Origin of the sequence: Loktanella sp. F6476L (genome assembly GCF_023015725.1) — a bacterium.
Classification (GTDB): Bacteria; Pseudomonadota; Alphaproteobacteria; order Rhodobacterales; family Rhodobacteraceae; genus Yoonia.
In genome coordinates this window covers 66589-80533 of sequence record NZ_JALKAR010000001.1, presented here as the reverse complement: position 1 = coordinate 80533, position 13945 = coordinate 66589, and the positions used below count along the sequence as shown (strand labels likewise).

The following is a 13945-nucleotide window of genomic DNA, read 5'->3' as shown; positions in this document are numbered from 1 at the left end:
GCGGCACCTATTGCAGGTGCCGCGCAGCCCCCATCACATTCGGAGAATGAAAATGAAAGCCATCGGCTACACCACAAAAGGCGCAATTGATCGCGCTGACGCCTTTCTCGATCTGGAGGTCAATAAACCAACAGCAACAGGCCATGACATTCTGGTCAAGGTCGCTGCCGTTTCCATCAACCCTGTCGACACCAAAGTCCGCCAAAACCGCGATGCGACGCCTGACGCGCCAGTAGTCCTTGGTTGGGATGCGAGCGGCGTTGTCGAGGCCGTTGGCCCAGACGTGACGCTGTTTCAGGTTGGCGACGAAGTTTACTATGCGGGCGACATCACCCGCGCCGGATCAAATTCGGAATTCCAGCTTGTGGACGAACGGATCGTAGGCGTTAAGCCAAAATCGCTAAGCTTTGCAGAATCTGCCGCGTTGCCGCTGACAACCATCACGGCCTATGAAGCATTTTTCGACCGGCTTGGCATTGATCGCGACGGCGCGAACAAAGGCGATAGCATCCTCATCATCGGGGCTGGCGGCGGCGTTGGATCCATCGGTATCCAGTTGGCCAAAGCTGCTGGACTGACGGTTATCGCGACCGCATCACGGCCAGAAACCGAAGCTTGGGTCAGGGAACTTGGCGCGGACCACGTCATCAATCACCGCGAAGATATGGTCGCACAAACCCGCGCGCTTGGCATGCAACAAGTCGATCACATCGCAATTTTCAACGACATGCGCCATTGGGATACGGCTGTCGAGTTGATCCGTCCGCAAGGCGGCATTGTGTCAATCGACGACACCCACCTACCTATGGAAATGGCTGGCATGAAGACCAAGGCGGCCAGCCTGCATTGGGAATTTATGTTCGCCCGCGCCACGCACCAGACCGACGACATGATCGAGCAGCACAACCTGTTGAGCTATGTCGCGGATGAAATTGACGCGGGCCGCATCCGCACAACGCTTGATACAGTGCTGTCCCCTATTAACGCAGAAAACATGCGAGAAGCGCACCGCTTGATTGAAACAGGCACCGCAAAAGGCAAAGTTGTCGTCGAAGGTTTCGAATAAATCACTTTGGTCCAGCGGCCCTTGCGTGAGTGGCCGCTGGATCAACCCGAAAAAATGACGCTGTTTATGCGTCCATTTCGGCAAGTTGTGTCAGAATGCTGGTGTAGTTTTCGACGCCCTGCGCCCCTGTCACAAGGTGTTTGCGGTTAAACACTACCGCTGGCACACCGGAGATACCCTGTTGTTGCCAGAACTGTTCGGCGCCGCGCACGTCATTGGCAAAGCGCTGATCGTCAAGCACCGCCACAGCCTCTGCACGGTCCAACCCGATTTCGGCGGCAACATCGGCTAAGACGGCATTATCAGACAGGTTGCGTTGGTCTGTGAAGTGAGCGGTAAACAGCGCCATCTTCAAATCATGCATACGGCCTTGGGTGTTCGCCCAGTGCAACAATTGATGCGTGTTGAACGTGTTGTGCATGCGTGAATGTTCGGTCCATTCGAAATCAAACCCCAGATCGGCCGCCAGTGCTGTCATCTGTTGGCGGGACTGCTCGGATTGTTCAGGCGTGCTGCCGTACTTTTCCGCGATATGCTCGCGGGTGTTCTGACCTTCGGGCGGCATTTGCGGGTTCAGTTCGAACGGATGCCACTGAATTTCGTGTTCAGTGCCAGTGGCGTCCAACGCCTTTGACAACTGGCGATACCCGATGATGCACCACGGGCACATGACATCAGATACGATATCAATTTGTAGAGTTTTGGACATTTTCATACGCTCCGTTTGGGATCAAAGGTACGGCGGTCGCCGCCTAACCAAAGCCTAAAATCATTGATGTCGAAAACCCTGATCAGGGCCGTCTTCACCGACAGAGTGTCTAGATAGGGGGCGGGAACGCCATTTGCCACAGGGCCCGCAACGATCCGCGGTAAACCTTACGGCATCTCCGCAAGTAATCGGACCGCTAGCCGATCTTTTTGCGGCTCTTGCGAATGGTGATGGGCGGCATGTCGAACCATTTGCGGCAGGCGCGCGACAATGCGGATTGTTCAGGGAAGCCGAGCAACGCAGACAGTTGCGCCAGCGTCGCATTTGTTTCTGTGAGGTATTTCAAGGCCAGCTCTTTGCGCAGGGTGTCTTTAATGTCTTGAAAGCTGGCCTTCTCAGCAAGGAGTTGTCGGTGCAGGGTTCGCGGGTGAATGGCAAGGATGCGCGCGACATCCTCGCGGTTGGCTTGAGGCGTTCCGATCATCGGGCGTAGAACAATCCGAACGCGATCTGCGAGGCTTTGGCCCGGAACCGGAAAATTCCGCTCAAGGTGTTCCTTGACGATTTGCCCAACCTTCGGAACGACATCCCCGATCGGCATATTCCATGCGGCTGCGTCACAATGAAACGCAGCGTGCGGTTGGTTTTCGTACACCGGAAGACCGAAAAACTTCTGATACTGGCCTATTGATCCGCCCGCACCATGCGGCAGAGAAACTGCTCTGATCGTCTTGCGGAGCGGATCCCGCATTTGTCCAGCTTGGAAGCTCATACCGAGCGTGAGTTGAAGGGCCTGTCGCTGCGCCTCTGCCGAAACGCCGTCGATGAAAAAGTTGATGGCGACCGTGTTAGGGATAAGCGTGCCGGGGTCTTGAACATCGATCCGCAGCGCCGTGCCTTGCAGGAATATGAATCGCGAAACGATGCTCGCCGCTTCGGCTGGGGTGCTCGCGTTCATCATGACAAGCCCAAGGATGCCTAGAACCTCGTGATCCTGATGTTTGGCAATGCGCAGCCCGAGGTCTGGACATTTTGTGGCCATACTGCTGGCTTCGAGGAGGCCGCACACAGCGCCGATGGGCAACAACGCGTCTTCATCGCGCAAAGTTGCATCGCTGATTGCGAATTGTTCCAGCAATTTGGCATGCGAAACGCCCAGTTCCTGCATGACCTTAGTGTAGCCCCGAAGGGCAGCGGCGCGGATTACATATGTCATGTCCTTAAATGACAATTTTTTGTCCTTAAATGTCAAGACAGACCACATACGGGGGCTTAAGTGAACGGTTCAGTTTAGATAAGAGTCTTTGTGATAGGTCCACGAATCTATCGCAGCAAGGAGAGTTCAACGTGAACCGGATACATCTCGCAATACGGACAATTGCAATCGCTACAATCTTGGCTTTCCCTACGATCAGTCTGGCGCAAACACCTATCGTTAAGATTGAGGCCGTCGATGCAACGGGATCCGGCCTGAGCCGTGTATTCTTTGGTCACGTTGTGGCGCGCGAAACTGTTGATTTGGCGTTTCAAGTGTCCGGTCAAATCGTTGAATTCCCACTGGATGAGGGCGCTGATGTGCCCAAGGACGGTTTGGTCGCCAGCCTTGATCTTGTGCCGTTTGAACTGGCCTTGGAACAGGCGTTGGTGAACAACCAACAGGCCCAGCGCACTTTAGATCGCTACCGCCAACTTGAAGGTAACGTCGTCAGCCCGACCACTGTACAGGACGCTGAAACGCAGGTCGAATTGTCGGGCATCGCGGTCAGCAACGCCGAACGCGCGCTAAGTCAGGCCACGTTGGTTGCGCCATTTGATGCATTGGTTGCTTCACGTCTTGTGCCCAACTTTTCAACGACGGCTGCGGGGACACCGGTCGTGCGCTTGCACGACATGTCAGATCTTCGGATCGAAATCGAAGTTCCAGAAATCTTGTTCCGGCAAGCTGGCCGTAATCCGGATGTCGAAATTTACGCTGAATTTACGGGCGATCCAAACCGCTATCCGCTTGGAATTCGTGAAGTGAATGCTGAAACGGCGACTGTGGGTCAGACCTATTCGATCACGCTTGGCATGGCACCTACGGACGGATTAACCGTGTGGCCTGGTTCGTCAGTCAAGGTCACAACCACCTTGGCGACGGACGATACAGTGGTGATGATCCCCTCCTCCGCGGTGGTGATTGCGAACGACGGATCGACCCACGTCATGGTGTTTACGCCAACCGGCGAACGCGAAGGGCAAGTCACGCTAACAGCCGTCGAAGTCGCGGCAACAGAGCGCGGTGAAGTTGAAATCACATCGGGCCTTGAGGCCGGGCAAGAAATCGTGACTGTCGGGGCATCCGCATTGACAGATGGCCAAGACGTCCGCCGGTTCACCGGTTTCGGGGGCTAAGAACGCACAATGGATATCGCACGCTTTTCGATCAACAACGCGATCTACACATGGATCGTCATTCTGACCTGCCTGTTCGGGGGCATCTGGGGGTTTTCGTCGCTGGGACGGCTTGAGGACCCTGCATTCACCATCAAGGTGGCGGTTGTGGTCACGCAATACCCCGGTGCTACGGCGGAAGAAGTCGCTGATGAGGTATCCGAACCGATTGAATCAGCCATTCAGAAGATGGGTGAAGTCCGCCTGATCGAAACGATGAACCAGCCCGGTCTTTCGTGGATCACTGTGGAAATGCAGGATCATTACGATGGCAGCGAATTGCCCGGCATTTGGACAAAACTGCGCAATCGCGTCAGCGAGGCAGCGCTGCCAAGTGGTGCGACAACGCCGTTTATCAACGACAGTTTCGGCGATGTGTACGGGTTATACTACGCGGTGACCGCCCCCGGATTTAGCGACCGCGAAATCAATGACCTTGCGGATTTCCTGCGGCTTGAGGTGCTATCCGTTGACGGTGTGGCGGATGCCGTGGTTTCCGGTAATCCAAACGAACGCATCTACGTTGAACCTGATCTGGCCCTGTCGACGTCTTTGGGTATTCCGCCCGCGATGATGCAAGCTGCCCTCGCGAACGCAGACGAAGTCGTCGATGGCGGATCGATCCAAAGCGACGAAGGACGCACATTGTTGCAGCGCCCCGAAGGGTCCGACAGCGTGTCGGCGATTGCGGCACTTGATGTTGGCGTCGGTGGTCAGGTCGTCAATCTGTCCGATTTCGCCAATGTCTATCGCGGCCGCGAAGATACCCCGAACCTAATCTTGCGACACAACGGTGTAGAGGCGTTCAGTCTGGGCGTCGCGGGGCTTGCGACGGAAAACATTGTCGAAGTCGGCCACGCCGTTGACGCACGATTGGAACAACTTAAGACATCCATCCCCCTAGGCGTTTCGATTGAGCCGATCTACCAGCAGCATGTGGTCGTCGAAGAAGCGTCCAACACGTTTCTGGTGAACCTCGCGATGTCAGTTGCAATTGTGATCATCGTGCTTGCAATTTTCATGGGATGGCGGGCGGCTGTCGTGGTTGGTGCCACGCTGTTGCTGACGGTGGTTGGCACGCTGTTCTTCATGGCGCTTGGATCAATTGAAATGGAGCGCATTTCACTGGGCGCGCTGATCATCGCCATGGGGATGCTGGTGGATAACGCCATCGTTGTGGCCGAAGGTATGCAGATCAACATGCAGCGCGGGCAAACATCGCGCGAAGCATCAACAGAGGCGGCAAGCAAAACACAAATCCCGTTGCTCGGTGCGACTGTGATCGGGATCATGGCCTTTGCCGGAATTGGTCTAAGCCCCGATGCGACAGGTGAATTCCTGTTCTCGTTATTTGCGGTTATCGCAATTTCGTTGCTGTTATCTTGGGTGCTGGCGATCACTGTCACGCCGTTGTTGGGCCACTATTTTTTCCGTCAGGGTGAAGCGGGCGGCACTGGTGGCTACGATGGTCTGATCTTTCGCGGCTATGCCAGCGTCTTGCGGGCCAGCCTGAAGCTGCGTTGGCTTGTGCTGGCCGCGCTGATCGGCACAACGGTTGTTTGCTACGCAATGTTTGGGCAAATCAAGCAACAGTTCTTTCCAGACAGCAACACACCGCTCTACTTTGTGAACTACAAACTGCCTCAGGGCGCAGGTATCGATCAGACGTCGGGCGACATGCAGACGTTGGAAGACTGGCTGATCGAACGCGACGACGTGATCGCTGTTACGTCATATTCAGGCATGGGCGCGTCGCGTTTCATGCTGACCTACGACAGCGAAGATCCGAACCCCAGCTACGGCCACTTGATCGTACGTGTCACGTCGCTGGACGTGATCGAAGATGAGATGGACGCGCTTGAGGCATTCGCGGTCGAGGCCGTGCCGCAGGGTGAATTCCGCGCGAAACGTCTGGCTTTCGGTCCGGGTGGTGGGGCGCCGATCGAAGTCCGTTTTTCCGGTGCTGATCCAGAAATCCTGCGCGATTTGTCTGACGAAGCTGTCGCACGTCTGCGCGCGGCATCACCCAATATCATATCGCCGCGCTATGATTGGCGTGAAAAGGAACTGGTGTTGCGCCCGATTTACGCCGAAGACCGCGCCCAAGAATCCGGCATTTCGCGATCCGATATCACCAGAGTTTTACAATTTGCCACCGAAGGCAGCGCCGCTGGCGTCTTCCGCGAAGGGGATCGGCAAATCCCGATCATCCTGCGTACCGCGCCGGATGCGGATATATCGTTGATTGATCACGTGATCTATTCGGATAGCAACGCGGCATTGGTGCCCTTGGAACAGGTGATCGATGGCTTCCGATTCGAACCGCAGGATACGTTGGTTTTCCGCCGTGACCGCACAAATGTCATCACCGTGGGTGCGGATATCCCACGCGACATGACCGCAACCGAAGTCCTGTCCGAAGTGCGCGCTTCCATCGAAGACATGGACATTCCAGACGGCTACATCATGGAATGGGGCGGCGAATACGAAAGCTCAACTGATGCGCAGGCGTCTCTCGGTTCACAGCTTCCGATGAGTATGATCATCATGGTCCTGATCACCGTGCTGTTGTTCAACGCATTGCGCCAACCGATCATCATCTGGCTATTGGTTCCCATGTCTGTCAACGGTGTTAGCCTTGCGTTGCTCGGTGCAGGATTACCGTTCACATTCACCGCTTTGCTGGGACTGTTGTCCCTGTCCGGTATGCTGATCAAGAACGGCATCGTGCTTGTCGAAGAAATCGACCTGACACGTGCGGCAGACCCCACCATGCCTTTGGAACAGGCTATCGTTACGGCATCGACATCCCGACTGCGGCCCGTATTCCTCGCGGCTGCGACGACAATCCTGGGGATGTTGCCGTTGCTATGGGACGCTTTCTTCCAGTCCATGGCAGCAACGATCATGGGCGGATTGGCGTTCGCGTCTGTACTGACGATGATCGCAGCACCGGTGTTATATTACCTTTTCTTCAAGCGCGTCGTTGAGCGCGCTGAAGTCGCGTCGGCGGGGTAAGTTTGGACATTGGAGGCAGCCGTTGCCGGCGCTCAATCGAACACTCGCGGCAACGGTCTGCTACCCAATGAAACTGAACCGCTAACCGGTTTGGGACGCGATTTTGATCGACTGCTCCAGTATATTTTGATCCCCGACATGATTAGCGAGAACCAGAATAAGGCGCGCGTTGAATGCGTTCGTCTCTTCTAAGGTGAGCCCATCGTGAGCCGCGAGCAATGCGGCATAGAAATCATCGGGGTTTTCTAGGTTGGCCGAAAGGTTCAACTTCGTCATTGTTCTGTCCCCCCGAGCGCCATGCGCACAGCTTTCTCAATAGCCTCGCGATCAAATTGTTCCCAACGCGCCGCGACGTGTTGATCTGGCCGAATGAGATAAACTCCGGCGCTGTTCGTGCCAAGATAACGATCTGCTAGCGCACCCGTCGGGTCGTCGTCCTCGGCCAGTTCAACAACATCGATATCAAGCCCTGCAACGTGAAAGGTCTCGGGGATATTTACCTTTATTGCCAGCAACATGAAGACATCACCAAGCCGGTCCAGCAAGTGCCCCTGCGAGAGCGTGGCATCAGAGCATGAGCTACCTGGACGAGTTCGCGTAGGCGCATCCGGCAGTTCATCTGGGCCGTTCAATTTGGACTGATCGTAAGTACAAGGCAGCGACAAGCGGCCGGAATTAACCAACGGACGTGCGAATGCCTGATCTTCGACAAGGTCAAGGACCGCGTCACGAAACAACGTATGCGCGGGATTGCGCGGCGTCAGGAAATCGGCCGTGCGGCTAGAGTTCTTGATGTTTTCCTCTGCCCCATATTTGCGTTCGTCATGGTAGCTGTCCAGCAAGGCATCGCCCGCTTCGCCATTGACGACAGCCGCCAGTTTCCAACCAAGGTTGTCTACATCCTGCATACCACCGTTGGCACCACGCGCCCCAAACGGGCTGACCTGATGGGCGGCGTCACCGGCAAAGAACACATTGCCATGGCGGTATTCGTCCATCGTGCAGCAACGGAACGTGTAAATTGATGTCCAAACCAATTCAAAATCGATGCCCTCACCGATCATGGCAGAGACCCGTTCGCTGATCCGTTCCGGTTTTAGTTCTGCTTCGCGGTCAATGTCCCAGCCAAGCTGGAAATCCAGCCGCCACACATCATCAGGTTGCTTGTGCAAAAGCGCCGTTTCACCCCGATTGAAAGGTGGATTGAACCAAAACCGGCGTTCCGTCGGGAAATCCGCCCGCATTTTGATGTCAGCAATCAGAAAGTTATCTTCAAACACCCGCCCATCAAAATCGAGCCCCATCATCCCACGAATAGGGGAATTCGCCCCATCACAGGCAACCACATAGTCAGCTTCAAGCTGATAAGGTCCATCGGGCGTATCAACTGTCAAAACAACATGATCCGGCATTTGATCAAGCGCTGTAACGCAGTTGCGTCCCCGTATTTCGATAGGCGCACCCATGGCCTGTTGGCGACGAATTTCGTCGACCAAATACTGTTCAAAATACGGTTGTTGTAGATTGATAAAGGCGGGGCGTTTGTGGCCGTCTTCGGGAAGAAGGTTGAAGTTATAGACCTCTTTTTCATCCCGATAAACGCGTCCAACATTCCACACGACGCCTTTGTCGACCATCGGATCGCCGCATCCCAAACGGTCGCAAATTTCCAACGTCCGTTTCGCAAAGCAAATTGCGCGGCTACCTTGACCGACGCCGTCATGATCATCCAGCACGACGCAAGGCGTGCCTTTTCGCCCTAGATCAAGCGCAAGCCCCATACCAACAGGTCCGCCCCCAACGATCACGACGGGGTGGCGATGCGGCCTGTCCGCATCTTGCGCCGCAACCTTTTCATACGGGTATAGCTGAAACGCGGTTTGATATCTGACGGCGACCATGGCGATTACCCCTGCAATGCTTCCCACATTTCGATGTCACGTTTGTCTGTCCAAATGCGAGGGTGCGCGATGCCACGGGCTTCGTCGTAGGCGCGCGCTACGTTGAACGGTAGGCAATGTTCGTAGATCGCATAATCGGAGAATTTTGGATCACATTCAGCGCGCACAGCGTCCCATGCGTCCTTGAGCGAACCGCCTTTCACAGCGACACGCGCGGCAGGTGCATAGGTTGAATTCACAAAATCACGGGTGCTTTCGATCGCACGCTCAACGGCACCTTTTCCGATCAATGCACCCCCACGACCCGGTGCAATAGCGTCAACATCATAGGCCTTGATCGCATCGAGCGTATTGCCCCAATCCGCAAAATGGCCATCGCCGCAATAACAGGCAGAGTGATCTTCAACGATGTCGCCCGTGAACATAACGTTTTGGTCCGGCACGTGAATGACAGCATCCCCGGCCGTATGCGCCCGACCAATCTGTTTGATATCAACGCGGCGATTGCCGAGATAGACGGTCATGCTGTCGCTGAAGGTTGTTGTCGGATAGGTCAGGCCCGGGATGCTTTCATGACCTTCAAACAAACGTGGGAAGCGTTGGAATTCGCTATCCCAGTCTTCTTGACCACGTTCGATCACCATTGATCTTGCTGCATCCGACATAATGATCTGACCGGCCCCAAAGGCCGATGCCCCCAAAACGCGGACCGCGTGATAATGCGTCAGAACAACATGACTGATCGGTTTGTCTGTGACTTCGCGGACCTTTTCGATGACTTTGTTTGCAAGACGCGGGGTTGCCTGCGCTTCAACGATCATCACGCTATCGTCGCCGATGATCACTCCGGAATTCGGGTCCCCTTCAGCGGTAAAGGCGTATAGCCCGTCGCCGATTTCGTCGAATGTGATCTTCTTTTCAGACATATCCCCTTGGGATGCGAACGCTTTTGCCATTGTTGTGGTCCTTATACAGGGAATGATTTTGCAGGAAGAATGGTACCAGTGCAGGTACCAAAACCGATTTGATAACCGTCACCTTTAGCCGCGCCATTTAGTGTCAGGGTATCGCCATCTTCGATAAACGTGCGGGTCTCGCCAGTCTCAAGGGTCATCGGCTCTTTGCCGCCCCACGTCAGTTCCAGCAGTGATCCGCGTTCGGTTTTTTCAGGGCCAGAGATGGTCCCCGATCCGATCAGATCTCCGATGTTCATGGCGCAGCCGGACGTCGCGTGGTGCGCCAGTTGCTGGGCTGCGGAATAATACATCTGGTTGTAGTTCGTCCGCGCAATGGTTGTCGCACCCTTGCCCGCTGGGGCCATCGTGACAGACAGGTCAATGTCATAAAGCATCGGCCCCGGTTCCACCAAATGAGGCAACAGATCCTTTTCGCGCGCAGGTGTGCTGGTGCGGAACGGTTCCAACGCTTCTTTCGTCACGATCCATGGACTGATCGACGTGGCGAATGCTTTCGCTTGGAACGGTCCAAGCGGCTGGTATTCCCACGCTTGAATGTCGCGCGCGGACCAATCGTTCAGCAGCACATACCCGAAGATCATGTCGTCGGCCTGCTGAACCGTTACCGGATCACCCATTGTATTTGAGCCACCAACAATGGCCCCCATTTCCAGTTCGATATCCAAACGCTTGCAAGGACCAAAGGATGGCACCTCGGCGTCCGGCGCTTTGGTCTGCCCGTTCGGGCGCACGATGTCCGTGCCCGACACAACGACAGTTGAGGCACGGCCGTTATACCCGATCGGGATGTGCAGCCAGTTAGGCGGCAATGCGTTTTCTGGTCCTCGGAACATCGTGCCGACATTCATCGCGTGATGCTTACCTGCGTAAAAATCGGTGAATTCAGCGACCTTAAACGGCATCTGCATCGTCACATCCGATTGCGCGACAAGATAGTCTGGCAATGCTTCCGCACCTTCCGCCAACAACGCGATCAAGCGCGCGCGCAAATAGGCCCATCCTTCAGGCCCAAGTTCCATGACTTCGTTCCAATAGGGGACGTCGAAAACAGCAGCGCCCAGATCAATCAGGCCATCCCCTTCGGCTTTGCACAGATCAAAAATCATATCGCCGATGGCGACCCCACACCGCGGCCTCGTTTCTGCGTCAGGTGCAAAAACACCGTAAGGGAGGTTGTTGAGTGGAAAAGGCGTATCGGCGTTATTCGCGCTTTCCACCCAAGATTTAAGCAATGTCATGTGTCATCTTTCGCGTCGGGTTGATTGTCGGGGTGAGCGGCCATGATGGCCGGCACGGCAAGGCAGTTTGCGGTGATTTTTGCGAGTTTCGGAAAGCCGTCCAAAGGAAGGTCCCAGCGATCGGCATTATACATTTGCGAAACGATACAAAGGTCAGCGAGATCAGGTGCGTCACCAAAAGCGAAAGGCGTATTGCTGGAAAGCTGTGTTTCGATCACTGCCAAACCTTCTGCCATCCAATGCTGCATCCAAGCTTTCTTTTGATCCGCTGTTGCACCAAATTCACCATCAAGGACTTTCATGACACGCAAGTTATTAACCGGATGAATATCCGACGCGACGCCATGTGCGACTGCCAGAACCTTTGCGCGCGCCATCGGATCAGCCGGGATAAGCTTCGGGTCAGGCCATGTCGCATCGATGTAATCCAAAATAGCCATCGACTGGGTCAGGATCGTCCCATCATCCAGAACGAAGGTCGGAACGCCCCCGCTTGGGTTCAGCGCCATATAGCTGGCTGCATGGTGATCACCCGCGCCCAAATCCACGGACACCGTTTCATAAGCGACCCCCTTTAGGTTCAGCGCGGCCCTTACCCGAAACGATGTGGTTGAACGCCAATAGCCGTAAAGCTTCATTTTTTACCGGGTGTCCCGTCAAATTTCTTCTCCATGTCCGCCCAGCAATCAATGTAGTCGTCCTGCAAAGGTGCTTCGGTTCCTGCGAACGTCGTCAAGTGCTGCGGGAAGCGGGTTTCGAACATGAATGACATGGTATTATCGAGCTTATGTGGCTGAAGGTCGGCATTAGATGCGCCTTCAAACGCGTTCCTGTCGGGCCCGTGCGGCAGCATCATATTGTGCAGACTGATACCGCCCGGAATGAACCCTTTGGGTTTGGCGTCATATTGACCGTAAATATTACCCATCAGCTCGGACATGATGTTTTTGTGATACCACGGCGGGCGGAACGTATCTTCGGCAACCATCCAACGTTCGCGGAACAAAACGAAATCGATGTTGGCCGTGCCTTCTTGCCCAGATGGCGCGGTCAGAACTGTAAAGATCGACGGATCGGGATGGTCAAACAGGACCGCCCCTACAGGGCAATAGGTTTTCAGATCGTATTTACATGGCGCATAATTGCCATGCCACGCGACCACGTCCAACGGACTTTGGTTGATCTTCGTTTCATGGAATTGGCCGCACCATTTGATGGTGACCGTTGACGGCACTTCGCGATCTTCGAAGGCGGCGACAGGCGTCTTGAAATCACGCGGGTTTGCCATACAGTTTGCCCCAATCGGCCCCCTGCCCGGCAATTCAAATTTCTGGCCATAGTTTTCACAAACGAAACCACGGCACGGACCTTCAAGAACCTCAACACGGTACACAAGGCCACGCGGCAAAATCGCTATTTCCTGCGGTTCAATGTCAATGACACCAAGCTCAGTACAAAACCGCAGACGGCCTTCTTGCGGCACGACCAACATTTCTGAATCGGCGGAATAAAAGTAAGCGTCGACCATGCTTTCGGTCACCAGATAGACATGTGTCGCCATGCCGACCTGCGTGTTCACATCACCCGCCGTTGTCATCGTGCGCATGCCCGTGAGCCACGTCAAAGGCGCGTCCGTATGCGGCACAGGGTCCCAACGATACTGACCAAGCGATGTTACATCTGCGACCACGTTGGGCGCCGATTTCCAGTACGGAAGATCAATTTTTTCATAGCGATGCGAATGCTTCACGGACGGACGGATCCGGTAACACCATGTCCGTTCGTTTTGATGGCTTGGCGCAGTAAAAGCGGTGCCTGACAATTGTTCGCCGTAAAGGCCGTAGTTGCATTTTTGCGGGGAATTCATGCCTTGCGGCAATGCGTCCGGCAATGCCTCGGTTTCAAAGTCGTTGCCCCAACCAGGCATGTATCCTTCGACAGTGCCTACCGCTGTCGGTGCTTGTTGTAGGCCATGTGGTGTAACAGATTTATTCATGGGGCTTCCTTCAACATGATTCACACTTAAGTATTTGTTGCATTTGTAACTATCAACAGGTTATTTTCACAAGATGTCAAAAGAATCCCAATTCCAACTATCCGACTTCATGCCCTACCTGCTGAACCGCGCGGCTGAATTGACCAGTCTCGATTTTCAGAGGGCCTACAAAGACCGCTACGGTATGCTGCGGACTGAGTGGCGCGTTTTGTTTCACCTCGGTCGATACGGTGACTTAACCGCAAAACAAATCTGTGAAATGTCGGACCTGCATAAAACGAAGGTCAGCCGCGCAGTGTCAGCGTTAGAAAACCGTCGCTTTTTGACACGATCAACCGTTCCGACGGACCGCAGGCATGAAACCCTTTCATTGACCAGCCAAGGGCAAAGCGCCTTTGTCGATCTTCAAAAAGAGGCGTTGGACTTCAACGAAAACCTGATGGCTTCTTTTTCGGCCGAGGAACAAAAGGTGCTTCGTCAATGTTTGGAAAAGCTGATTGCACCACGCTAATCATGCAACCGCAGGATAGGCATTGGGGTGCCACCGAAGGAATAATTGCCGTTCTTGCTGCTAAGGGTTTCCTAGGCAACTGACCTTGGATTGCGA

At 54.7% G+C, this 13945-nt stretch carries 12 protein-coding genes; 4 read left to right on the top strand and 8 right to left on the bottom strand.

The window, feature by feature from the left end; all coding sequences use genetic code 11:
* Positions 1–52 precede the first annotated feature (52 nt).
* The gene (locus tag MWU61_RS00370; RefSeq protein ID WP_247127185.1) at positions 53–1066 is read left to right on the top strand and encodes a zinc-binding alcohol dehydrogenase family protein; all 1014 of its coding nucleotides are present in this window, start codon (positions 53–55) and stop codon (positions 1064–1066) included.
* 64 nt (positions 1067–1130) lie between these two features.
* Here the strand turns inward: MWU61_RS00370 and MWU61_RS00365 are convergent, their stop codons facing one another.
* Together MWU61_RS00365 and MWU61_RS00360 are read right to left on the bottom strand one after the other, a co-directional pair.
* Positions 1131–1775: a DsbA family oxidoreductase gene (locus MWU61_RS00365; protein WP_247125846.1), complete on the bottom strand. Its 645-nt coding sequence runs from the start codon at positions 1773–1775 to the stop codon at positions 1131–1133.
* 196 nt (positions 1776–1971) lie between these two features.
* Positions 1972–2991 carry an AraC family transcriptional regulator gene (locus MWU61_RS00360; protein ID WP_247125845.1) on the bottom strand — a complete coding sequence of 340 codons (1020 nt, stop codon included), beginning with the start codon at positions 2989–2991 and terminating at the stop codon, positions 1972–1974.
* A 131-nt stretch (positions 2992–3122) separates the two neighbouring features.
* Between MWU61_RS00360 and MWU61_RS00355 the strand changes: the two genes are divergently transcribed.
* A complete protein-coding gene (locus MWU61_RS00355; protein ID WP_247125844.1) occupies positions 3123–4169 on the top strand; it encodes an efflux RND transporter periplasmic adaptor subunit in 1047 nt (348 codons plus the stop codon).
* Between the two features lie 9 nt (positions 4170–4178).
* Complete coding sequence (locus tag MWU61_RS00350) at positions 4179–7226, top strand: efflux RND transporter permease subunit (RefSeq protein WP_247125843.1); 3048 nt, start codon at positions 4179–4181, stop codon at positions 7224–7226.
* Between the two features lie 81 nt (positions 7227–7307).
* On the opposite strand, the gene MWU61_RS00345 is transcribed toward MWU61_RS00350, so the two are convergent.
* From MWU61_RS00345 to hmgA, 6 genes are read right to left on the bottom strand one after another with little or no spacing between them, the layout of a single operon-like run.
* Positions 7308–7502, bottom strand: a complete 195-nt coding sequence (locus MWU61_RS00345; RefSeq protein WP_247125842.1) for a DUF2783 domain-containing protein — start codon at positions 7500–7502, stop codon at positions 7308–7310.
* Positions 7499–9127 carry an FAD-dependent oxidoreductase gene (locus MWU61_RS00340; protein WP_247125841.1) on the bottom strand — a complete coding sequence of 543 codons (1629 nt, stop codon included), beginning with the start codon at positions 9125–9127 and terminating at the stop codon, positions 7499–7501. Before MWU61_RS00340 ends, MWU61_RS00345 begins: the two co-directional genes overlap by 4 nt.
* Before the next feature lie 5 nt (positions 9128–9132).
* On the bottom strand, positions 9133–10083 hold the full coding sequence (locus MWU61_RS00335; protein WP_247125839.1) for an MBL fold metallo-hydrolase: 951 nt from the start codon (positions 10081–10083) through the stop codon (positions 9133–9135).
* A gap of 11 nt (positions 10084–10094) precedes the next feature.
* Positions 10095–11342, bottom strand: a complete 1248-nt coding sequence (gene fahA / locus MWU61_RS00330) for a fumarylacetoacetase (RefSeq protein WP_247125837.1) — start codon at positions 11340–11342, stop codon at positions 10095–10097.
* Entirely contained in the window at positions 11339–11980 is a 642-nt protein-coding gene (maiA, locus tag MWU61_RS00325) for a maleylacetoacetate isomerase (RefSeq protein ID WP_247125835.1), read from the bottom strand. Before maiA ends, fahA begins: the two co-directional genes overlap by 4 nt.
* A complete protein-coding gene (gene hmgA / locus MWU61_RS00320; RefSeq protein WP_247125834.1) occupies positions 11977–13338 on the bottom strand; it encodes a homogentisate 1,2-dioxygenase in 1362 nt (453 codons plus the stop codon). Before hmgA ends, maiA begins: the two co-directional genes overlap by 4 nt.
* Positions 13339–13411: 73 nt before the next feature.
* Here hmgA and MWU61_RS00315 point away from each other — a divergent pair, with 73 nt between their 5' ends.
* Complete coding sequence (locus MWU61_RS00315) at positions 13412–13849, top strand: MarR family winged helix-turn-helix transcriptional regulator (RefSeq protein WP_247125833.1); 438 nt, start codon at positions 13412–13414, stop codon at positions 13847–13849.
* The last annotated feature ends 96 nt before the right edge of the window (positions 13850–13945 follow it).